This window comes from Gemmobacter lanyuensis (assembly GCF_014652355.1).
GTDB classification, from domain to species: domain Bacteria; phylum Pseudomonadota; class Alphaproteobacteria; order Rhodobacterales; family Rhodobacteraceae; genus Gemmobacter; species Gemmobacter lanyuensis.
Window position 1 is genome coordinate 373,474 of the sequence record NZ_BMYQ01000002.1, and the last position, 22,818, is coordinate 396,291.

Here is a 22,818-nt window from a genome sequence, read left to right on the forward strand (position 1 = left end):
TGCGCGGACCGGGTCTCCCGTCTATACCTCCGCGCGATCCGTCGCCACAGGAAAGGACGTGCCATGTCGAACGCCGCACTGGAAGCCGCCATTGAAGCCGCGTGGGAAGCCCGCGATGGCATCACCCCTGCGACAAAGGGCGAAACCCGCGATGCGGTGGAAGCCACGCTGGAAGCGCTTGGCGCCGGCACCCTGCGCGTGGCGGAAAAGCGCGGCAATGACTGGCATGTGAACCAGTGGGCCAAGAAGGCCGTGCTGCTCGGCTTCCGTCTGAAGGACATGGAGCTGCAGTCGGGCGGCCCGCAGGGCAGCAGCTGGTGGGACAAGGTTGACAGCAAATTCGCCGGTTGGGGCGAGGCTGAGTTCAAGGGGGCGGGCTTCCGCGCCGTGCCGAACTGCATCGTCCGCAAATCGGCCTTCATCGCCAAGGGCGTGGTGCTGATGCCCAGCTTCGTGAACCTTGGCGCCTATGTCGATGAAGGCACCATGGTCGACACCTGGGCCACCGTCGGGTCCTGCGCGCAGATCGGCAAGAACGTCCACCTTTCGGGCGGCGTTGGCATCGGCGGCGTGCTGGAGCCCATGCAGGCTGGCCCGACCATCATCGAGGACAACTGCTTCATCGGTGCGCGCTCCGAAGTGGTTGAGGGCTGCATCGTGCGTGAAGGCTCGGTCCTTGGCATGGGCGTGTTCATCGGCAAATCGACCAAGATCGTCGATCGGGAAACCGGCGCCGTGATGTATGGCGAAGTTCCGGCCGGGTCGGTCGTGGTGGCAGGCTCGATGCCGTCGAAGAACGGGATCAACCTTTACTGCGCGGTGATCGTGAAGAAGGTTGACGCCCAGACCCGGTCGAAAACCTCGATCAACGAGCTGCTGCGCGATTGATCAGTCCTCTGGCAGGGCCTGCGGGTAATCCTGCGCGGCCGCGGCCGGTGTGATGCGACCAAGGCGGAGGTCCTCTGTGATGGCCTCCGCCTTTCGCATGTCCGGGGGGCCATATCCGCCCCCGCCCGGCGTGCGGACGCGGATCCGGTCACCGGGGGCCAGCGGAATGTCCTGCGCCTTCGACAGATGCGGCGGCACCCAAACCGCGCCCTCGCGCCAGACCTCGACCCGGTTCGGGGCGCCGGGCCGCCCGCCGAGCGCCCCTGGTGGCCCGGCGCGGCCGTGATCCATCACAAAGCTTGCCCGTGCGGTGCCACGCAGAAGCTCGATTTCATAATCCAGCCCGAAGCCGCCCCGATGCCGCCCCGCCCCGCCCGATCCTTCATGCAGGGCATAGCGGCGATAGAGGACGGGATAGGTCTGTTCCATGATCTCGACCGGGGGGGCTTTGGAAATGCCGATGGTCGAGCAGCCATTGGTCAGACCGTCGTGATCGGCATTGCCGCCGTACCCCCCGCCCGAGATCTGATACATGACATAATCGCGGTTCCGTTCCGGGTCATGCCCGCCCAACGACAGGTTGCCCGAGGTTCCGGCCGGGGCGGCGGTCACACGGTCGGGGATGGCCTGCACAAGCGCGGCAAAGACCGCCTCGGCGATGCGCTGGCTGACCTCGGCCGCGCAGCCCGAAACCGGGCGCGGATATTGGGCATCCAGAAAGGTGCCCTCGATCCCCGTGATCTGCAGCGGATCAAAGGCCCCTGCGCTGATCGGCACATCGGGAAAGATATGTCGCATCGCCAGATAGACCGATGACAGCGTTGTCGCCCGGACAGAATTCATCGGACCCAGACAGGGGGGCGACGAGCCGGCGAAATCGAAGGTCAGGCCCGTTCCGTCACAGGTGACGGTCAGCGCAATGGTCAGCGGCTGGTTCACCACGCCGTCGCTGTCGATCTGCGCCTCGGCCCGGTAGCAGCCCGGCGGGATCAGCGCGATCTGGCTGCGTATCTGCCGGGCGGCAAGGGCGCGGATTTCGGCAATCGCCATGGTGACGGTTTCATCCCCGTAGCGATCCAGCAGGGCGGCCAACCGTTCGGCCCCCACCAGAAGGGCCGCCGCCTGCGCCGTCACATCGCCGATCCGCTGTTCCGACACGCGGATGTTCGAACAGATGATCTGCCAGATTTCGCGGTCCATCGTGCCGCGTTTGAACAACTTGACCGGTGGCAGGCGCAGCCCCTCCTGTTCCGCCGCCGTGGCCGAGGCGCTGAACCCCCCCGGCACCGCCCCGCCGGTGTCAGGCCAATGTCCGGTGTTCGACAACCAGCACCACAGCTTCCCCGCCCGGTAAAACGGCATGGCAAAGCGCACATCCATCAGATGGGTGCCGCCCAGATAGGGGTCGTTGACGATGTAGATGTCGCCCTCTTCAGGGGGGGCGGTTTCCCCGCGTGCGATGCGGTCGACCAGATGGCGGGTCGAAAACTGCATCGTGCCCACAAAGACCGGCAGGCCCCGTGCGCCCTGCGCAATCAGGCTGCCGTCCTGCGCGGCATAGATGCCGTCAGACCGGTCGTCGGCCTCGGCAATGACGGGGGAAAAGGCGGCGCGCGAAAAGGTCAGGTCCATCTCATCGCAGACCTGCTGAAGGCCCGCCTGCAGAACCGCCAGGGTCACGGGGTCAAGCGTCATGCTGCACCTCCGATGGTCAGAACGAGATTGCCGATGGCATCGCCTTGCAGCAGGTCGCCGGGGGGCAGAAGCGTCGTGGTGTCCATCTGTTCGATCACTGCGGGGCCAGCCAGACGGGCGTCCAGCGGCAGGGCCTCTCGTCGGTAGACGGGGGTGATATGCGGGCGCCCCTCGAACCGGACGGCACGCTCTCCGATGCGGGCGGCGGACAGGGGGCCGCGCCCCGCCGGGTCGATCAGTAAGGAAAGGTCCAGTTCGGGCCGCGTGCCGATCACGGAACAGCCGATATTCACCAGATTGGCCCGGATCGACGGAAGATCGACGCGGAACCGCGCGTGATAGGCGGCCTCGAACCTTTGTTGCAGATCTTCCCGGCTGGGCCGACCGTGGGGCAGCGGTACGCGCAGCAGATGGGTCTGGCCGATGAACTGCATCTCGGCGGTGAATTCGGCGCGCGTCCCGGTCAGGGCGACACGCTCTGCTGCGATCAGGGCCCGGCCGCGCGCCTCTTGTTCGGCCCAAAGTTGGTGCACCTGATCCAGATCGACCTGATCCAGCGGTCGGTTGATGGTGCGGACGAAATCATGCCGAAGGTCGGCGACGGTGCACCCCAGCGCATTGGTGATACCCGGCCGGGCCGGAATCAGCACGCGGGGGATGGCCAGTTCGCGCGCCAGATCTGCGGCATGAAGCGGCCCGGCCCCGCCAAAGGCAAAAAGCGCAAAATCCCGTGGGTCCGCCCCCATCGAGATCGACACCATCCGGATTGCCCCGGCCATATGGGTGTTGGCGATGCGCAGCACCGCCTCGGCGGCGGCCTCGATCGTCAGGCCAAGGGGGGTGGCGATCTGATCCTGCATGGCTTGACGCGCGGCGGCTGCGGCGCGGCCGAAACGGTCGGCAGGCAATCGGCCGAGGATCAGGTTGGCGTCCGAAATGGTCACTCGCTGCCCGCCGCGCCCATAGCAGACCGGCCCCGGGTCTGACCCGGCGCTCTCTGGCCCGACCCGCAGCAAGCCCGCCGCATCGACCCGCGCGATCGACCCGCCCCCCGCGCCCACGGTGCGGACATCCACCATGGGCACATGGACCGGCATGGCATATTCCACCTCGATCTCGTGCGAGACGGGGGGCCGCGCGCCGCGGATCAGCGCCACATCGGTCGAGGTGCCGCCCATGTCATAGGTGATCAGGTTTTCAATTCCCGCCCGGCGGCCGGTATGGCAGGCCGCGATCACGCCCGAGGCCGGGCCTGACATCACCGTCTTCACCGCCTCTTCGGCCACATGCGCTGCGCTGACCATGCCGCCATTGCCGTTCATCACCAGCAGATCAGCACCATAGCCCCGCCGGACCAGATCCTGCGACAAACGGCTGAGATAGCGCCCGAGCAGCGGCTGCACCGCCGCATTCAGCGCTGCGGTCACGCCGCGTTCGTATTCGCGGGACTCCGACAACAGCCGATGCCCCGCCGTCACATGCGGATTGGGCCAGATCGTCTGCGCGATTTCCAGTGCGCGAAGCTCATGCGCGGGGTTGGCGTAGCTGTGCAGAAAATGGATCACCAGCGATTCACAGCCCTGCGCCAGCAACGCCTGCAGGGCCGTGTGCAGTGCGGCCTCATCCAGCGGGGTCACGACGCGGCCTTGGGCATCCATCCGTTCGGGCACCTCAAGGCGCAGGTCCCGCGGGATGACGGGGGTGAAGCGGCCGGTCATGCCATAGGGCTGCGGTCGGGTGCGGCGGCCCAGTTCCAGCACATCGCGGAAGCCTGCCGTTGTCACCAGCCCTGTGCGGCACAAATTGCGTTCCAGCACCGCATTGGTCGTTGTTGTCGTGCCATGCACGATCAGCCCCACCCCGGCCAGATCCGTTTCGGCGGTATCAAAGGCGTTCAGCACCCCGATGGCCTGATTGTCAGGCGTGGTCGGCGTCTTGGCCAGCGTCACACGACCTGAGACCGGATCAAAGATCACGAGATCGGTGAAAGTGCCCCCCACATCGACGCCCGCGACCAGACCTGCCATCTAGACCCCCACGTATCGCTGAAAGATGGCCCCGTCCGGGACAAGGCCCTGCGCCGGGGTGATTTCGGCCATTCGGCCATGTTCCATGAAGGCCACGCGGTCGGCGATGTTCAGCACCGCCTCGACCCGTTGTTCCACCAGCAGGATTGCGACCCCCTGATCCCGCAGTGTCGTCACCGTGTCGCGGATCAACTGGATCATCGAGGGCTGCAGGCCTTCGGTCGGTTCATCCAGCAACAGCACCGCAGGGTCGAGACACAGCGCCCGGGCCAGCGCCAGCATCTGCTGTTCGCCCCCCGACAATGTGCCTGCGGCCTGATCCAGCCGTTCGCGCAGGCGCGGGAACAGGGCCAGCACCGTTTCGCGTGTCTGGGCGCCCTTGCCGCGGGTCATCAACCCGATTTCCAGGTTTTCGGCCACCGTCATCGCGCCGAAGAGGCGCCGCCCCTGCGGGACATAGCCGATGCCTTGCCGCGGCACCTCATACGCGGGCAGGCTTTGCAGGGGCTGGCCCTGCAAGCTGATCTGCCCGGCGCTGCGGGTGATTTGTCCCATGATCGCGCGCATCAGCGTGGTCTTGCCCGCGCCGTTGCGGCCCATGACGCAAGTCACCTCGCCCTCAGGCACCTCCAGCGTCACATCGCGCAGCACCTGGGTCGGGCCATATCCGCCGCTCAGCCTCTCAATCCGCAGCATGATGGCCCCCCAGATAGGCATCCTGCACGGCGCGGTTTGCGCGGATCTCGGCCGGGGCGCCGCTGGCCAGGACCTTGCCAAAGTTCAGCACGGTAATCCGGTCGGCAAGCGCCATCACCACATCCATATTGTGTTCGATCAGCAGCACCGTCGTTTCGGGCAAAAGGCTGCGGATCAGCGCAGTGAAGCCCTCGATTTCCTTATTGGCAAGGCCCTGCGTCGGTTCATCCAGGATCAGCAGCCGTGGCCGCAGCGCCAGCCCCATGCCGATTTCCAGCAGGCGCTGGTGGCCATAGGACAAAAGCCCCGCGACCTGTCCCAGATGATCGCCCAGTCCCACGCGCGCCGCAGCCCGCGCGGTTTCCCCTGCCAGATCGCGGGTGGGGTGGCGCTGCACCGCCAGCGCCAGATTGTCGGCCACTGTCAGCCCGGCATAGATCGAGGTGATCTGGAACGTATAGGCAATCCCCTGCGCCACCCGCGCATGGGCAGGCAGCCGTGTGACATCCGCCCCGTCAAAGCGGATCTGCCCGGCATCGGGCTGAAGGCGCCCCGACAGCAGGCTGACAAAGGTGGTCTTGCCCGCGCCATTCGGCCCGATCAGCGCATGGATTTCACCACTGTTCAGCGTGAAATCGACATGATCCACCGCCCGCAGCCCACCAAAGCTGCGCGTCAGGCCGCGGGCTTCCAGCAGGGTTACGGCAGCCATCTGATCCCCCGGTCGCGCAGGGTGCCGAGTATCCCCTTGGGGGCAAAGAGCACCAGAAACAGCAGCGCCGCCCCGATCACCGCCAGGCTCAGCTCGGTCAGGCTGGAGGCCGTGTCGATCAGGTAGAACATCAGCACCGCCCCCAGAAGCGGCCCGAGCGTCGTGCCAGCCCCACCCAGAAGGACATAAAGCATCGGCAGGATCGAATATTGGATGGTGGCAAAGCTGGCCCCGACATAGCCGAACAGCAGCCCGTAGCCCGCCCCCGCCACCCCCGAAAACAGGCCCGAAATCGCCAGCGCCGCCAGCTTGGTGGTGAAGGGGTTGTAGCCCAGCATGCGGCTGCGTTCCTCATTCTCGCGCATGGCGACAAGGGTTCGGCCAAAGCGCGACCGGACCAGCGCCAGCTGCACCAGCAGCGCCACGGCAAAGATCGCCAGTGCCACGGCATAACGCGGCCCGTCCTGCGACAGGTCCAACCCCATGAGCTGCCGCCCCGCGGCGGGCAGGGGGAACCCTTCATCCCCGCCGGTGATAGCGCCGAAATAGAGAAGCGTCAGGTAAAAGGCCTGCGCAAACATCAGCGTGACGATCATGAAGCTGACCCCCGCCGTCCGCAGCGCCAGCACCCCGGTCAGCGTAGCCGCCCCCAGACCCGCCAGAGCGCCCAGCCCCAGCGCGGCGGCGGCACTGCCGCCCTGCTGAACCCAAAGCCCCGCGGCCATCATGCCCGCGCCAAGGAACATGGCGTGCCCGAGGCTGAGCAGACCCGTATAGCCGAAGGCGATGTTGTAGCCGATCGCATAGACCGCCAGCATCAGGATGCGGGCCATCATGCCGTGGTGATAGGCGGGCAGCACCGCGCCAAGGGCGGCAAGCCCCGCCAGCACCGCCAGATGCAAGACCAGAACCCGCGTCATGGCCGCGCCCCGAACAGGCCCTGCGGGCGAAAGACCAGCACCAGCGCAACGGCCAGTGTGGCAAAGATCTTGGCCAGTGTCGGGGGGTAGAGCATCGACAGGATGCCATCGGCCAGCCCGATTACCAGCGCCGCGATCAGCGTGCCGCGGATGCTGCCCAACCCGCCGATGATGACGACGATAAAGCTCAGAAGCAGGGGGTCATGTCCCATCAGATAATGCGCCTGCTGGATCGGTACGATCAGCACGGCCGCCACCGCCGCAAGCCCCGCCCCCAGCGCGAAGGTGCCGGCATAGACCCGGTCCACGTTGATGCCGAAGGCGCGGGCCGTGGCGCGGTCGATCTGGGTGGCGCGCATCACCAGACCCGCGCGGCTGCGCGTCATCACCCACCAGACCGCCAGCAGCACCAGCGCCGCGGCGACCACCACGAACAGCTTGTAGCCCGAATAGCCGAACCAGGGCAGTTGCAGCCGCAGGGTAAAGGGCGCCTCGACCGGGCGGGCATCGGGGCCGAACAGGCTCAGCGCGCCCTGTTGCAGAATGTAGGACAGGCCGATGGTGGCGACGATGGTCGCCTCGGGGTCATGTTTCAGTCGCCGCAGCAGGCCCGCGTCAATGGCATAGGCCAGTGCCCCCACCAGAACCGGGCAGATCACCAGTGCCGCGACAAAGCCCAGCGGCGCCGAAGGCACCGCCTGCGCCACGGCCCAGGCCAAGACCGCCCCCAGCATGAAGAATTCGCCATGCGCCACGTTCACGACGCGCATCACCCCGAAACTGAGGCTGAGCCCGACCGCCGCAAGCGCCAGTACCGCCGCCATGACGGTGCCTTCCAGCGTGGCCAAAAGAAGAAGGGGTCCGGTTCCCATGGTGCAATGGCGGGGGCATTATCGCCCCCGCCGATCCCGTCAGAAGGATTGGGCGGTGTAATCCACCGCATCGGGGTATTGGCCATCCGCGATCGAGGTCTGATGCACGCGCATCAGCTTGCCCCCCTCGACCTTCGAGATGAATTGCGACCCGAAGACCTGATGGGTCTTGCCGTTGAAGACCTTGGCGCCCTGCACATGATCAAGGCCCGCATCGAAGGTGGTCATCGCCTCCAGCGCCTCGACGAATTTCTGCCGGTCGGCGGGCGATTGGTAGCCCGCGGCCTCCATCCCCTTTTTGATGGTAAAGAGCGTCTCCCACACGGAAAACATATGGCTGTAGGTCGCCACATCCCGCGCGTCGCTGACCGAGGCGCCGTTGTCATCCACGCCCACAGCCGCGCGATAGGTGGCCTCCCATTCCGGGGCATCGGCCTGTTTCACGCGGTTGTGGGCCTCCCAGAAATAGGTGCCTTCCAGGAATTCCAGACCCGGCGCCGCCAGATCGACAGCTTCGAGGCTGTCGATGAAGCCAAAGATCTGCGGGCGGTCGCCGCTGCCGTAGAATTCGCCCAGCTCCTTGACGAAGGTCAGGACGGCGGGGCCGACCATGACGTGATAGAGCACCTCGGTTTCGGCCGGGATCTGCGGGAAATAACGGGTAAAGCTGGTTTCCGTCGGCGGCACCGCAATCTGGGCGATCACCTCGCCCCCCTGGGCCTTGACGGCTTCGGTAAAGAAATCACGGTGGTCATGGCCGAAGGCGTAGTCCGGGAAGACCATCGTCACCCTCTTGCCGAGCGTTTGCGTGACCCAGGGCGCCATCGAGCTGACCTGCGCGCGCACATCGGTGATGCCGGGTTGCAGCGTCCAGCGGTTCAACATCCCCGAGGCGACGTGATAGCCTTCGGAGCAGACCAGATAGGGCACCTTCAGTTCACCCGCGCGCGGGGCCGACCCGATCACCACATGGCTGAAGAGCGGCCCGAAGATCAGGTCGCAGCCGTGCTGCGTGGTCAGCTTCTCCACCACTTCGGCGCCGCGCTTGGGGTCGGTGCCGTCATCTTCGAACAGGATCTCGACCGGGCGGCCGTTGATCCCGCCCTGTGCGTTCACAAGGGCCAGCGCAGCCTGCGCGGTGCGTTCATACCAGCGGCCATAGGCGGCGCCGATGCCGGTGCGGTGCAGCTGGAACCCCAGCTTGATCGGCGCGGCGCTTTGCGCCTGCACGAAACGCGGCAAGCCCCCAAGGGCCAGGGCGGAACCGGCGGCAAGCCCGGTCAGGACAGAGCGGCGGGGCAGGGTCTTCATGGTCGTCTCCTCTGTTGGCAGGCGGCGGGGAACCGAGGGGCCAATTGTTGGTGCACACATGAAATATTCAATGTTTGCTATAGGTTATTTCACGCTCCTCGGGGGGAAGACAAGATCCAGAGCCCGAGAACCGTGTAACCGATCATCAGAACGGTCATCGGCAGATGGGCCATGGGGCGGGCGGAAACGGGCGCGTCTTGGGCCGAAAGGCGCAGCGCCAGCAGCAGGGCAAGAAGATGCGCGCCCAGGATCAGCGCGAATTGCGTATTCCAGAGCGCGGTCATGAAGCCCCGATCGGTCAGGAACCCCATCGAGATGTAGAAGGGTTCCAATCCCAGCAGGGCATCGCCGCGAAAGAAGGGATCGTTCAGCGCGGCCAGCGCATATTGGCCGGCCGTCAGCAGCGTCATCAGGTAATGGGCGGCGTGATAGCCCGCGGCAATCGCCAGAAAGGCCAGCATCGCCGGCCCGGCAAGGGTCCAGAACGGACCCGCGACCCGGCCCATCCGTTTCCCCAGCGCCAGCGCACCCAGAATGCTGCCAGCCGTCAGCGCCCAGGCCGCCAGAAGGCCCAGCGTGTTCACCCCCTGCACGGCGGAGCGTCCGGTGAATTCCAGCGGGTTTTCCCCGATCAGCGACATCCAGAAAAACGTCTCGATCAGCCCGTCGAAGGTCAGCGCCGCAAGGGCCAGCGTCAGAAAGGCGATGGCCGAAGGGGGCAGGGGCGGCATCGCCACGATCTGCGCCCCCGGCAGCCCCGCGCACAGTGTAACCCGCCCGCCCTGATCGCGGCGCCAGATTGGCGCAATGCGCGACAGGAAGGTCAGATAGACCGTCAGGAATTCGCCCTGCCGCACCCAATCTTCACCTTCCGCCACGCCCAACAGGAAGATCACCAGCCAATAGGCGCTGATCACCTGCGCCAGCGTCAGCGGATCATCGGGGTGCAGTGACACAAGCTGAAACCAGGTGAAGGCGAACAGACCCAGGACGGCGGGCCAATAGCCTGATCGGGCAAGGCCGATCTGTCCTTGCCATCCCAGCACGTGCCGCACCAGCCGCACCGCTGCCGTCCAGGGGTTCAGCCCCCGCCACAGATCCCCCAGCAGGATCGAGGCCAGCGGCAGCACCACCCAGACCCCGGTCCAGAACACCAGTGTGAGCAGGTTGTGCATGGGATCGCGCGCGCCGTGGAACCCCAGAAACAAAAGCCCGATCATCAGTACCAGCCCCAGGTATGAGGTCAGCATCCCCGGCAGCCATTGCCGCCCCCTCCACAGCACATGGGTGCGGAAGGCGGGCAGACGATGCGATGCGGCAGCAAAAACCGCCGTCAGGGCGACCGTGGCCCCCGCACCCGCGAGGTAATGCCCCGTCGGCAGCGTCAGGATGATCGAGGGCGGCAGCGCGCAGGCCAGCACGCCCCCCGGCTGCGCCGCTGCCAAGGCCGCCAGCGCCATGCGGCGCGGCAGGGCGCCCCCCGGTCTCATCGCAGGCCGTCCTCGCCCTTGACCTGATGCAGCTCCAGACCACCCATCCGCGAATGGACGCGCGCCCCCCGCGCCATGGCGAGGATGAAGACGATCTCGTCGGGGCGGGGGCCATCCGGGACGCCCACCTCCATCGCGTCGAAATGGCCGCGGACATAGGCCGCGTTGATATGGCCCAGCGGAATGTCGATCCTTGCGCCCATGGGGCCGACCTTCTTGGTCGAGGGCACGATGGCCCGGCTTTCACCCAGTCTTTCGCGCATCCCATACCCCCCCGGCGCATGCCAGAGCGCGCCGTGTTCCAGTTCCCCGGCGCTGCCGACGATCGCACCCTTGCCATAGGCATCAATGCCCTCGCGCCCGCCAAGCGCGGCAATCAGACGGTCCGCAAGCTGAAGGCCAAGGGGCTTCAGATCTTCCATCGCGGGTTGAAGGTCGGGTTCATGGCGATGGGCAAAGGGATTTCGCACCACGGCCAGAATCGCACCCCGCAGACGGGGAAGCGCCGCAGGCGGACCGCCATCATGGTGGATCTCTTCGATCTGCAGGGTGATCTTGCGCAGGGGAAAGTCAGCCATGGGCAGGCTCCTCTTCGGGCGTCAGGGCAATCTGGCCGATGTATCGGGCCTGAGGGTGCAGGAAAAGCGCGGCCCCGACAATCACCTCGGTTGAGGCAAGGGTCCGGGCATGGCGGACCCCGGTTTCCAGGGCCTGGGCGATTTCCTGGGCAGTCAGCGGACCAAGCCCCGTGGTCACAGGGCGCGCGCCCAGGTCGGTGTCGGCCTGCAGGTCGCAAGCCGGGTGGCGCCGGACCGCGGGATGACCCGGCAGGTCCACCCTATTGGCGATCATGGTGGCTGCTGCATCGGCCTCGGCTGCCGTTCGGGCCAGCACGGTGACGGCATCGGCAATCCCGAAGGACCAGCTTCGCCCGCGCCAGCCCGACGTGGCCACCCCGCGCACCGGGTCTTCATGGCGCAGCGTGATGTGCACGCCATGCCCGGCGATGGCCAGTGTCGTTGCGGTGCCCGGTGTCAGGTGCAGGGCAATATCGCCGCCGTTGTTCACATAGGCCCGCGTAAGGCCGGGCCGGGGCATCACCGCCAGCACGGTTTCCGCCACCGCCCCCGCCACCGCCGCCATGGGGGTGATGAAGGCGGGCCGGTGCGCTGCGACGGCGGCGGCCATCCGCCGGGCGCACAGCCCTGTCAGCGGCACGGGGTCTGCCGCGCGCAAGGCAGGCAGTTCGGCCACCAGCTCGTCCAGCAGGGGGGCAAAACGGAGGGTAGCTGCATCCAGTGCCGCAGCTATGGCGCCGGGCGTGCCATCCGCCCCGATGACAAGGTCGATCGGCCCATGATGCAGATGCAGTCGCCCGTCGGGCAGGGTCCGTGCTTCAGCTGCCATTGCCGCGCCCCTTGGGGTGCAGCTGTATCCCGCAGGGGTATTCGCCCCCATGGTCCAGCACATCGGGCAGGCTGCGGATCGCGCCTTCGTGACCGCCGAGCGCCAGATAGGTCGCCCGCGGCAAGGTAAACTCCAGCGGCGCCACCAGCGCCGGGGTCGGCACCGCACCGAAGGCATTCTCGGGCAGATCCAGCACATCGACCATGAAGGTGATCCCGCCCCCCGGCCACACATAGCAGGACGCCCCCCCGCAACTGAGCCGCGTTTCCCCCGCCTGCACCGATCGTGTCAGCTGCACCGGGTTTTCCGTCACCCCCGCGCGCAGGCTGCCGCCCGCGCCCGCCATGAACAGCACCGTGCAGCGTGAGGGTTCGCAATTTTCGGCGATGATGCCGATGCTTGGCCGCAGCGCCGTGGGCAGGGGGGCAGGGCGCGGGATCAGATCGGCGTCGAGGATGTAATAGCCCCAATCCTCGCCCGTGGTGGAGATCATCAAAAGCCGCAGACCGGGACGCGCGCCCTTTTCGGGGTTCCAGGCGCCGAGGATCGCCAGCGGATCGGTCAGGCTTGTCCCACCCCAGCCCAGACCGGGCGATGAGACGCGGAAATAACGGCCCGGTGTGGATCGGTGCCCCTTGATGCGGATGCCGGTCGCGGGCCAGCCGATCACCTTGCCCGCCTGATGTTCCGAAACGACACCGGTGATATGGTCATCGACGACCACGACTTCATCCAGCAGGCCCTGCTGCTGGAGGTCGCGCCATTGCGCGGCGAACATGCCGATGGTGGCCGAGCCGCAGCCGACGCGCATCCGGTCTTCCCGCCGGCCATCGACGACGGGGGCGGCGCCGGCCTGCACCACGATCTCGGACCCGCCATCGATGGTAAGGGTCACGGCCTCGCGGTTGCAGAGCGCGAGCAATGTGGCGCAGGTCAGCCGCCCTTCGGCCTTGCCGCCCCCGGTCAGGTGATGCACCCCCCCAAGCGCCAGCATCTGCGACCCGTATTCGGCCGTAGTGACATGGCCGACGATTTCGCCCCCGGCGCGCACCGGCGCCCCTTCGGGGCCAAGATGGCGGTCGGTGTCGATCTTCACCTTGACGCCGCAATAGGAAAAGATCGCCTCCGTGACGACGGTGATCATGTCGGCGTCCGCGACGCGGGACGAGACGATGAAGGGCGCGGCCTTGAAATCAGGGTAGGTCGTGCCGGCACCGATGGCCGTCAGCTCGATATCCGCGGGCGGGGCCAGCGTGCCGCTCCAGCTGCCTGCGGCGAAGGGGATGACGCCGGTGCCTTCGGTAAGGGCCTGCGACAGAATCAGCAGCGGATCGGTTCGGAGGATGCGGCCCTGATGGTTGGCATAACGGTCGCAGGCACCGGTCTGGCCGGGGGCGATGTAGCACATGACGGGGCAGGCATCGCAGCGGATCTTGTCGGACGGGGCGCGCGGGCTGGTCATGGCGGCCCCCGATCCTTCAGGGCTGCCAGCAGCCGATGGGGCAGCACAGGCAGGCGGTCCGGGATCACCCCGGTGGCATGGCGGATCGCGTTCAGAATGGCGGGCGTGGTCGGGATCAGCGTATGTTCCCCCAGTCCCTTGGCGCCAAAGGGGCCTTCGGGGTCCGGCACCTCGATCAGCAGGCAGTCGATCGGCGGTACGTCGGAGGTGGTCGGAATCAGGTAATCATGCAGGTTGTCGGTGCGGCCGGGGATATATTCCTCCATCAGCGCCATGCCGATGCCCTGTGCGATGCCGCCCTCGATCTGCCCGCGGGCCAGCGTGGGGTTGATCGCCCGGCCCAGATCATGCGCCGCCGTGACGCGCAGCAGATGCGTGGTACCAAGCGCAAGATCCACCTCAAGCTCGACCATCTGGGCGCCAAACCCATAGACCGCATAGGGCGTGCCTTGCCCGTCGGGGTCGAGCGGTTGCGTCGGGGGATCGTAGGTTTCCTCCGCCATCAGCGCATAGCCGAGCGGATTGACGGGCAGCGCCGCCAGATCGAGCTGTGCCTGCCGCCCGCCCGCGATGGCCTGCACGGTGGGGCCGCGCAGCGTCAGACTGGCGCTGTCATCCATGTTCATCCGGCGCAGCAGATCGGCCCGCAGCGCCGCCGCCGCAGCCTGTGCCGCCCGGCCCGAGACATAGGTCTGCCGACTGGCCGAGGTCTTGCCCGCATCCGGCGTCAGGCCGGTATCCGGCCCGATCAGGTGCAGCGCCCCGAGCGGCAGGCCCAGCGTTTCCGCTACGATCTGCGCGATGACGGTGTTTGACCCCTGCCCGATGTCGGTGGCCCCCTGATGCAGCACCAGCGCGCCATCGGGGCGCAGCCCGATCCGGATGGTCGAGGGGTTGGGAAGCGAGGTATTGCCGCAGCCATACCAGCCACAGGCCAGCCCCACCCCGCGCGCGCGGCCCTTCGCGGCGGCGGTCGCGGCCCGGGCGCGCTGCCAATGCGGGCGCAGCGCCAGCAGACATTCGCGGATGCCCGGGGCAGTCAGTTTTTGCCCGCAGGTTGTGGCATCGCCGGGCGCCAGCGCGTTTCGCAGGCGGAACTCCAGCGGGTCAAACCCGGCCTGTTCTGCCAGCTGGTCGATCAGCGTTTCCTGAAGCGCGGTTGCCTGCGGCACGCCAAAGCCGCGGAAGGCCCCCGAAACCGGGCCGTTGGTGTGCAGCGCCCGCGCCGTCGCAGTGATCGCAGGCAGACGATAGGGCCCCGAGGCATGGACCGGCACGCGGTTTGCCACCGTCGGCCCCCAGCTGGCATAGGCGCCGGTGTCAAAGCGGCCCTCGAACAGCATTCCGGTCAGTCGGCCTTCCGCATCGCAGCCCAGCGTCGCCCGCAGGTCGGCCGGGTGGCGTTTCGTGGTGGCGATCATGCTTTCCGCCCGAGTGAAGACCATGCGGCAGGGCCGCCCTGTCCGCAGCGTGACCAGCCCGATCAGCGGTTGCAGGCTGAGATCAAGCTTCGATCCGAACCCGCCCCCGACGGCCGAAGGCAGGATGTGCAGCCGATCGGGCGGCAGGTTCAGAATGGCGGCAGTGTCATCGCGGTCGAGCATCGGCGCCTGGGTGCAGGCGCGGATGCATAGGGTTTCACCCTCCCACCAGGCGGCACCGGCTTCGGGTTCGATATAGGCATGTTCGACATGGGCGGTCGTCAGCTGCCCGCTGATGTGATGGGTCGAGGCCGCGAGCGCCGCCGCCGGATCGCCGCGATGGACGCGCCCCTCGATCAGCAGGTTGCCGGGGCGGTGATCATGCAGAGGGGCCGCTGTTTCTGCGGTATCGAAGGTGACGGCGGGCAGTGCGTGCCAAGTGACCGGGAAATCCGTCAGGTCGGGGTCGGGCTGGTCGTCTGGCGTGGCGACAAGTGCCACGGCTTCGCCCCGGAAGCGCACATGTCCTTCGGCCAGCGCCGGCTGATCGGCATGGGCCGGGATGACGCCGAAACGATTGCGCCCGGGAATATCGGCGGCCGTAAAGACGGCCGCCCCCCGCGCTTGGGCCCAAGCCGCCAGATCGCCCAGATCGAACCGTGCCGGAGCCATCGGCGCGCGGATCGCCCGCACCAGCAGCCCGCCGCGGCACCACAGATCGGCGCCGAACAGATCGCCCTGCACCTTGGCCTGTCCATCGATCCGGGGGATGGATGTCCCGATGATCCCATCAGCCTCCGGCTGCGGAGAATGCGGATCCAGCGCCGTGCAGACCGCCGTCAGGATCGCGCCATAGCCGGTGCAGCGGCACAGCACGCCGCCCAGGGCGACCTCGGCCTCGGCCCGGCTGGGATGGGGATTGCGGTGCAGAAGCGCCGTTGCCGTCAGAAGCATCGCTGGGGTGCAGATGCCACATTGCGCGGCGCCATGGCGCAGAAAGCTGTCGCGCAGCGCGGTCAGCATCGGGTCGTCGCCTTCGATGGTCAGCACATTGCGGCCTGCCACACGGGCCACCGGGGTCAGGCAGGCGCAGGTCGGCGCTCCCTCCACCAGGACCGTGCAGGCCCCGCAATCACCTGCGTCGCAGCCGATCTTGGTGCCGGTCAGCCCGGCCTCTTCGCGGAGCGCATCCGACAAGCGGCGGGTGGCGCCGTGCAGGGTGGCGGGCTGGCCGTTCAGGCGCAGGGGGATGGGGGCGCCGCTCATCCCGCGGCCTCGACCAGCGCGCGGCGCAGGATCTCGGCCCCTGCCTCGACGCGGTAGGCGGCGCTGGCTCGGATATCGTCCAGCGGTGCGACATGCGGCGCCAACGCAGGGGGGGTGATCTGCCGCGCGGCCTCGGTCGGCGTCAGGCCGATCAACCGCGTTTCGATGGCGCGCAGCCGCCGCGCGGTGGGGGCACAGGCGCCGATTGCGAGCACCACCTCGGCCAGCCGCCCGGCGGCCACCCGCACCCGGGCCGCCGCCATCGCGATCGAGATCACCAGATGTGCCCGCGCGCCGAGCTTGACGAAGGCACTATCGCCTGCGCGGGGGGGCAGGTGAACCGCGGTCAGGATTTCATCTGGCGCAAGGGCCGTCTGCCGTGGACCGGTCAGGAACTGTTCCACCGGCAGACGCCGCTGCCCGCGCGGGCCGGTCAGCTCGACCTCGGCCTCCAGCACCAGAAGCGGCGGCACCCCATCCGCGGCGGGCGAGGCATTGCAGAGGTTGCCGCCCAGGGTGCCCGCGGTCTGCACCTGCCATCCGCCGACCTGCCGGGCGGCCTGCATCAGCGCCCGCGGCAGATCGGCCTGCAGGTCGGACCAGGGCGTTGCTGCCCCGATCCGAAGTCCTGCGGCAGTGCGGGTGATTCCGGTCACACCGGGCAGATCCGAGATATCCAGTGCCGCGAAAGGAAGGGATCGGGCCGATGTCGCGGGGTAAAGGTCGGTCCCGCCGGCCAGCAGGCGCCATTCGCCCGCCGCCATCAGATCGAAGGCATGTGCAAAGCTGTGAGGGCGCGCATAATCGGTCATCGGCGGCACCTTGGGCCTGTCAGGAAAAGGGGACCGGGGCAGCGAGAGTGGAATTTGTATGTGTGCAAACACTGTGTCGCCATGGGGGGCTTTCTGTCAATTGTCTTGCGTCATGGGCGATGCGCGGCTATCGCCTGAGCTGTGATGGATGACGCAAACCCCTATGTTCTGGATGATCAGGTCGGCTATCTGCTGCGGCGGGTGACGCAACGGCATCTTGCCATCTTTTCCGAGCATATTCCTGAACTTACCACGATGCAATTCGCGGTTCTGGTGCGGCTTCACCAAGGCGGCCCCATGAGCCAGAACCACCTCGGACGTGCGGCCTCGATGGATGCGGCGACGGTGAAAGGGGTGGTCGGGCGCCTCGAAGTGCTGGGTCATGTGCGGCGCGAAGCGGACCCCGGTGATCGTCGCCGACTGACCGTGGCCATCACGCCGCAGGGCTGTGATCTTGTGGCCCGGTGCTACGAGACGGCGGTCAAAGTCACGGATGCAACGCTGCATCCGCTGAATGACAAGGAACGCCAACAGCTTATGGCGCTATTGGCGCGGCTGACCTGACGGCAATCTGCCGCAAAGACGGGCACAGAGGTTGCGGGAACGCCCATCTGGATCGGTGAGATTACCCAAACGATAGTCTTTACCTGCGGAATATGGCCCAGTAGGGCCAGTGTTGTAGGTGCCATCAGGGCGAGGTCTGGGATGCGAGCGATTTGGGGGGCGGCTGTTGCGCGGGTGCTGGGTGCGCTGTGCGTGCTGATCGCCCTTGGGGCCGTGCCGGCTCAGGCCGTGGATGCCGAAATCCTGCTGCGGCTGCGCGGGCCGGATGGCAAGGAAGTTGTCCAGACCCGGGAAATGCTTGATGCTTTGCCCGAAGTGCGGATCCGCACCTCGACCATCTGGACTGAGGGCGAGATCGAATTCAGCGGCCCGGCGCTACTGACGGTGCTGAAGGAGGTGGGGATCACCTCGGGGCGCGTCCGGCTGGCCGCGCTCAATGATTATGTCATCGAGCTGAATGTGGCCGACATGACGGATGATTACCCGATCCTGGCCATTCGCCGTGACGGAAAATCCTTCGGGGTGCGGGACAACGGACCGATCTGGGTCATTTACCCTTATGATGCCGGGGCGATGTTCGCCACCGAGCGCATCTATGCTTCGAGCGTCTGGCAGTTGGTCCGGATCGAGGCGGTCGCGCCGTGATCGACCCCGATTGGGTCGAGCGCCAGCTTCAGCGGATCGTCACCCGCGGGTGGCCCGTCTTGGTGATTGCGGTGATCGGGCTCGGGGTGCTGGGGATCGTCGGCTATCATTTCACCGCGCGGCTGGAAGACATCCGTATCGCCCAATCCGACAATACCACCTGGCTGATCGCGCAATCCGAAGTCGAGGCCTTGAAACTGGCCGAGAAGGTCATCGTTGCCCGGCAGGGGCCGATGGGGGCGGCGCAGGTCGCTGATCTGCGGCAGGCCTTCGATCTGTTTTACAGCCGCATCAACGTCATCAACACCCATGTGAACCAGTCGCCCATCCTGACCCCCATGGCGGGGGATCCGGCCTGGCGCGCCGTGGTCCAGCGGACCGAGCGCTTGCGCGCCCTGATCGATGTGCCGAACCGCGATCTTACCGCCGATCTGCCCGACATTCGCGCCGAATTGGTCCTGCTGCGCGGCCCATTGCGGGAATTCGCGCTTGAGGCGCTGTCGCGCCTGGTGGATGCCGCCACGGCGCGGCGCGAAACGCTGGCCCGCCTGTGGCTGCGCAGCGCCACTTTGGCTGTGACGCTGATCGTCATGCTTCTGGTGCTGAGCTGGGGGATGCTGCACCTTGCGCGGCGCCTGCGCCAGCGCCACCATGAGGTGGAGCGCGCGCAGTCGAACTTGGAGCAGACTCTGGCCTCGTCGCTGGACGGGGTGATCGTGGTGCGGCAGGACGGCACGGTCCTGCGTGTCAATCCGGCGGCCGAAGCGATCCTCGGCTACACGCTGGAAGAACTGCAGCAGTCGAGGGATCTGCTCTCGCTCTTGCTGCCGGAAGGGACGGGCGATCCGGCCACCCATGCCCTGCGCAGCATGATCCTGTCCGGCGCGGATTCGCGCAAAGAGGGGCGGATCTACCTTTCGGCGCAGCGCCGCGACGGGAGCAGCATTCCCGTCGAACTGGCACTGGCCAGCGACCGGGACGCCGATGGCCGGCTGATCTATTTTGCCTTCCTGCGCGATATTTCCGACAGGGTAAGCTATGAGGCGACGCTGCGCGAGGCCCGGGATTCCGCGCTTCAGGCCGCCGAAGCGAAGGCCCGTTTCCTTGCGGTCATGAGCCACGAAATGCGCACCCCCCTGAACGGGCTGATTGCCGCGCTTGATCTGTTGCGTGAAACGACGCGGCTTTCGGCGCGGCAGGCGCGATTTTTGGCGGTTGCCGAAGCTTCGGCCGCATTGGCGCTGGACCAGATCAACGATGTGTTGGAGCTGACGCGGCTGGAAGGCGATGCCGCGCTTGAGGACCTGAGCGATTTCAACCTGTGCGCCACCGTCCGCGAAATGGCCGAACAGGTCAGCCCGCTGGCCGCTCGGCAAAAGAACAAGATCTCGCTGGATCTGCCACCCGAGGCCAACTGCTGGCTGCAGGGCCACCGGCGCAGCTTTCTGCGCGTCCTGCTGAACCTTTTGGGGAATGCGGCCAAATTCACCACAGGCGGGACCATCACGCTCAGCGTTCATGTGCTGGATCAGCCCGATGGGCTGTCTCTGGTCCGGGTTGAAATCAGTGATACCGGGATCGGGATCGCCAGCGAAAAGTTGTCGACCATTTTCGAACCCTTCGAAACGCTGGATAACGGCTATGATCGGGTGGCCGAGGGCACCGGGCTGGGCCTTGGCATCGCGCGGCGCACGGTCGAACGCATGGGGGGCGCGATCGGTGTGGACAGCCGCCTGGGTGAAGGCAGCACCTTCTGGTTCACCGCGCCCATGGCGCGCGTGGCCCCGCCGGGGGCAAAGCCGGACGACGCCCCCGACACCGAGGCCGCCGCTGCGCCTACGCCTCAGCCGCCTGTTCAGGAAATTCTGATCGTCGAGGATAATCCGACCAATCGCATTGTTCTGCGCGAGATGCTGCGCCATCTGGGCCAGACGGTCGTTGAGGCCTCAAACGGGTCCGAGGCGGTCGAGCTTGCGCGCCACCGTCGCTTTGACCTGATCTTCATGGATGTTTCGATGCCGGAGATCGACGGGGTCACGGCCTCGCGCCAGATCCGCGCGGGGGGGCAATCGGCCCAGGCTTGGATCGTGGCGCTGACAGCGCATGGTCTGCCCGAGGATCTGGAGCGTTTCCGCCGCGGTGGCCTGACTGAAATCCTGCAAAAACCCGTGACCATCGCCCAGCTGGTGCCCTACCTGACCGCGCAGACCCCTGAACCTGCCGGGGACGATCGGGCTATGCCGGCCGACTTTGACGTGGTTGTGGTGGGCGAGTTGCGGGCGCTGCTGCCAGCCGCCCAGATGCGCCAGTTGCTGGACGGCATTCTGGCCGAGGGGGACGGCTTCATTGCCGCCCTCGAGGCTGGCGAATCCGGCCCTGCCCTGGCCGATCGCGCGCACCGTCTGCGCGGCGCGGCCAGCATCGCCGGCGCTGCCGGATTGGCCGCCTTGCTGGAAAAGGTGGAATCAGAGTTGCAGGAAAAAGGTGTAGTTCCCTCCTTGGTTGAATGGCGCGAGATCTGGGGGAAAGCGCGTGAAGTTTTGCCCTTGCGGTTGCTGCCAGAAGGCGAGAACACGACCAAAGCGTGATCGCGTTCAGCTTCCGATTAGTACTATGCACCGTAGGTTGCATATGGTTAGGGTAAAGACATGAGTGAACCCGAAACTGAAATCCGGCTCTTGCTGGCGGATGATCATCAGCTGGTGCGGGACCTGGTCGCAGCGCATCTTTCGGCGCAAGGTGGTTTTGAGGTGATCGTGGCAGATTCACTGACCGACACCATGACCCACCTGCAAAAAGATGGCCCTTTCGACGTGGTGCTGCTGGATCTGGCCATGCCCGACATGGCCGGGCTTCATGCCGCTGCCGGTATCGTCGAGGCCAATGGCGGGCGCCCGGTGGTGCTGTTTTCCGGCCTTGCCCGCAGCGAAACCGTAAGCGAGGCGCTGGGTCTGGGCTTTTCCGGCTTCATTCCCAAGAACACTTCGGCCCTCGCCCTGGCAGGTGCGATCCGGCGCATCATTGATGGCGAGATCTACCTTCCCGAAGGCTTTTCCTTCGCGCCCGGGCCACGCGGACGCCACGGTCTGACCCCGCGCGAGATCGAGGTTCTGCGCGACATCCGCGCGGGTCTGATGAACAAGGAAATCGCCGGTCGTCTTGGCCTCAGCGAGGTGACCGTCAAGATGCATGTGCGGTCGATCTGCGCCAAGCTGAAGGCGCGCAACCGCACCCAGGCCGCCATTCTGGCAGCCGGTATGATGCTGGACTGACCGCGCCGGGCCAGCCCTGATTGACAGACTCGGTCCCAGACGGTAACCCGGAAAGGGTGCGGCGGACTGCCGCTGCACGCCTCACTCGGTGACCGGGCCCCTCTGGCAAGAGAATCGGCGCTCTTGCGATGTCGGCACTGCGAGTTGAAGCCCGCCGATGGACTGAATCCCATGACTGACCTCTCTGCCCGTGGCTGTGCCACTGGGGCATCGTTCATTTGCAACGGAGCCCGGCCATGATCGACCCGACGCAGAAAAAACCCGTTTTCGTCTATCTCCGCAGCGCGATCATCTTCACCGTGGTCGGGCTTGCGCTCGGCCTTGCGCTGGGGTGGCAATCGACCGGGACGATTTCCGGCGCGATGACGATCTTCTTCATCTGCACCGTTCTGGCGGTGCTGGAAATCTCGTTGTCCTTCGACAATGCGATTGTGAATGCCAACAAGCTCAAGGAAATGTCGGCCGTCTGGCAGCGCCGCTTCCTGACCTGGGGCATCATCATCGCGGTCTTCGGGATGCGGATCGTTTTCCCGCTGCTGATCGTAGTGATCGCCGCCAATGTCGGCCCGATTGACGCCGTGATCATGGCGGCGCTGCAGCCCGATGAATATGCCCGCATCATGCACGAGGCGCATCTGCCCATCGCGGCCTTTGGCGGCACCTTCCTGATGATGGTGGCGCTCACCTTCTTTTTCGACCACGAAAAGGACATTCACTGGGTCGAATGGCTGGAACATCGCATGGCGAAATATGCCACCATCAAGGGGGTGGAAATCGCCTTTGTCCTTGCGCTGGCGCTGGCGTTTTCCCGACTGCTTGATGGGCCGGAGCGGGACGTTTTCGTCTATTCCGCCATTTATGGCCTGCTGACCTTCCTTCTGGTCGAGGTGCTGGGCGGGTTCCTCGACAAATCGCAAGAGGCGACAAAAGCTGCCGCGCAGGGCGGTTTGGGCGCTTTCCTCTATCTTGAGGTGCTGGATGCGAGCTTTTCCTTCGATGGCGTGATCGGGGCCTTTGCGCTGACGCAGAACCTGTTCGTCATTGCCATCGGTCTGGGGATCGGGGCCATGTATGTGCGGTCGATGACCATCATGCTGGTCGAACGCGGCACGCTGGCCGAATACCGCTTTCTGGAACATGGCGCTTTCTATGCCATCCTGATCCTGTCGGTGATCATGTATTGCCAGACGCTGTTCCATATCCCCGAGGTGATCACGGGGCTGGGCGGGGCTGCACTGATCGGGGTGTCGCTCTGGTCCTCGATCCGGTGGAATCGCAACGAAAACGCCTGACGGCTTGGCCGGTTTGGGGCTTGGCATGGCCGTCCGGGGCAACCCGGGCGGCCATTTTCTTTGGCT

19 protein-coding genes are annotated in these 22,818 nt (G+C 66.3%); 6 read left to right on the forward strand and 13 right to left on the reverse strand.

Features of this window, described 5'->3' with window-relative positions; all coding sequences use genetic code 11:
• Positions 1-63 precede the first annotated feature (63 nt).
• Complete coding sequence (gene dapD, locus IE101_RS06900; RefSeq protein WP_189633077.1) at positions 64-888, forward strand: 2,3,4,5-tetrahydropyridine-2,6-dicarboxylate N-succinyltransferase; 825 nt, start codon at positions 64-66, stop codon at positions 886-888.
• On the opposite strand, the gene IE101_RS06905 is transcribed toward dapD, so the two are convergent.
• The 13 genes from IE101_RS06905 to IE101_RS06965 form a co-directional block, all read right to left on the reverse strand.
• Positions 889-2,583: a hydantoinase B/oxoprolinase family protein gene (locus IE101_RS06905; RefSeq protein WP_189633078.1), complete on the reverse strand. Its 1,695-nt coding sequence runs from the start codon at positions 2,581-2,583 to the stop codon at positions 889-891.
• Positions 2,580-4,610: a hydantoinase/oxoprolinase family protein gene (locus IE101_RS06910; protein WP_189633079.1), complete on the reverse strand. Its 2,031-nt coding sequence runs from the start codon at positions 4,608-4,610 to the stop codon at positions 2,580-2,582. Before IE101_RS06910 ends, IE101_RS06905 begins: the two co-directional genes overlap by 4 nt.
• On the reverse strand, positions 4,611-5,306 hold the full coding sequence (locus IE101_RS06915) for an ABC transporter ATP-binding protein (protein ID WP_189633080.1): 696 nt from the start codon (positions 5,304-5,306) through the stop codon (positions 4,611-4,613).
• Positions 5,293-6,018: an ABC transporter ATP-binding protein gene (locus tag IE101_RS06920; RefSeq protein WP_189633081.1), complete on the reverse strand. Its 726-nt coding sequence runs from the start codon at positions 6,016-6,018 to the stop codon at positions 5,293-5,295. Before IE101_RS06920 ends, IE101_RS06915 begins: the two co-directional genes overlap by 14 nt.
• Positions 6,006-6,938 carry a branched-chain amino acid ABC transporter permease gene (locus IE101_RS06925; protein ID WP_189633082.1) on the reverse strand — a complete coding sequence of 311 codons (933 nt, stop codon included), beginning with the start codon at positions 6,936-6,938 and terminating at the stop codon, positions 6,006-6,008. The genes IE101_RS06920 and IE101_RS06925 overlap by 13 nt, the downstream gene beginning before the upstream one ends.
• Positions 6,935-7,810, reverse strand: a complete 876-nt coding sequence (locus tag IE101_RS06930; RefSeq protein ID WP_189633083.1) for a branched-chain amino acid ABC transporter permease — start codon at positions 7,808-7,810, stop codon at positions 6,935-6,937. The genes IE101_RS06925 and IE101_RS06930 overlap by 4 nt, the downstream gene beginning before the upstream one ends.
• Positions 7,811-7,849: 39 nt before the next feature.
• Positions 7,850-9,121 (reverse strand): ABC transporter substrate-binding protein, encoded by a 1,272-nt coding sequence (locus IE101_RS06935; protein ID WP_189633084.1) that lies wholly within the window; start codon positions 9,119-9,121, stop codon positions 7,850-7,852.
• 89 nt (positions 9,122-9,210) lie between these two features.
• Entirely contained in the window at positions 9,211-10,611 is a 1,401-nt protein-coding gene (locus IE101_RS06940) for a hypothetical protein (protein WP_189633085.1), read from the reverse strand.
• A complete protein-coding gene (locus IE101_RS06945) occupies positions 10,608-11,189 on the reverse strand; it encodes an amino acid synthesis family protein (protein ID WP_189633086.1) in 582 nt (193 codons plus the stop codon). The genes IE101_RS06940 and IE101_RS06945 overlap by 4 nt, the downstream gene beginning before the upstream one ends.
• Complete coding sequence (locus IE101_RS06950) at positions 11,182-12,018, reverse strand: UPF0280 family protein (RefSeq protein WP_189633087.1); 837 nt, start codon at positions 12,016-12,018, stop codon at positions 11,182-11,184. Before IE101_RS06950 ends, IE101_RS06945 begins: the two co-directional genes overlap by 8 nt.
• On the reverse strand, positions 12,008-13,480 hold the full coding sequence (locus IE101_RS06955; RefSeq protein WP_189633088.1) for an aminomethyltransferase family protein: 1,473 nt from the start codon (positions 13,478-13,480) through the stop codon (positions 12,008-12,010). The genes IE101_RS06950 and IE101_RS06955 overlap by 11 nt, the downstream gene beginning before the upstream one ends.
• Entirely contained in the window at positions 13,477-16,167 is a 2,691-nt protein-coding gene (locus tag IE101_RS06960) for a molybdopterin-dependent oxidoreductase (RefSeq protein ID WP_189633089.1), read from the reverse strand. The genes IE101_RS06955 and IE101_RS06960 overlap by 4 nt, the downstream gene beginning before the upstream one ends.
• Positions 16,164-16,979, reverse strand: coding sequence for an FAD binding domain-containing protein (locus tag IE101_RS06965; protein WP_189633090.1), 816 nt, complete (start codon positions 16,977-16,979; stop codon positions 16,164-16,166). The genes IE101_RS06960 and IE101_RS06965 overlap by 4 nt, the downstream gene beginning before the upstream one ends.
• Before the next feature lie 144 nt (positions 16,980-17,123).
• On the opposite strand from IE101_RS06965, the gene IE101_RS06970 reads away from it, so the two are divergent.
• The 5 genes from IE101_RS06970 (at position 17,124) to IE101_RS06990 (ending at position 22,752) form a co-directional block, all read left to right on the forward strand.
• Positions 17,124-17,543: a MarR family winged helix-turn-helix transcriptional regulator gene (locus tag IE101_RS06970; RefSeq protein WP_189633091.1), complete on the forward strand. Its 420-nt coding sequence runs from the start codon at positions 17,124-17,126 to the stop codon at positions 17,541-17,543.
• Positions 17,544-17,684: 141 nt separating this feature from the next.
• Positions 17,685-18,188 (forward strand): putative pterin-binding protein, encoded by a 504-nt coding sequence (locus tag IE101_RS06975; protein ID WP_189633092.1) that lies wholly within the window; start codon positions 17,685-17,687, stop codon positions 18,186-18,188.
• Entirely contained in the window at positions 18,185-20,776 is a 2,592-nt protein-coding gene (locus IE101_RS06980; protein WP_189633093.1) for a hybrid sensor histidine kinase/response regulator, read from the forward strand. Before IE101_RS06975 ends, IE101_RS06980 begins: the two co-directional genes overlap by 4 nt.
• 60 nt (positions 20,777-20,836) lie before the next feature.
• Positions 20,837-21,460, forward strand: a complete 624-nt coding sequence (locus tag IE101_RS06985; protein ID WP_189633094.1) for a response regulator transcription factor — start codon at positions 20,837-20,839, stop codon at positions 21,458-21,460.
• 236 nt (positions 21,461-21,696) lie between these two features.
• Positions 21,697-22,752, forward strand: coding sequence for a DUF475 domain-containing protein (locus IE101_RS06990; protein ID WP_189633095.1), 1,056 nt, complete (start codon positions 21,697-21,699; stop codon positions 22,750-22,752).
• Positions 22,753-22,818: the final 66 nt, after the last annotated feature.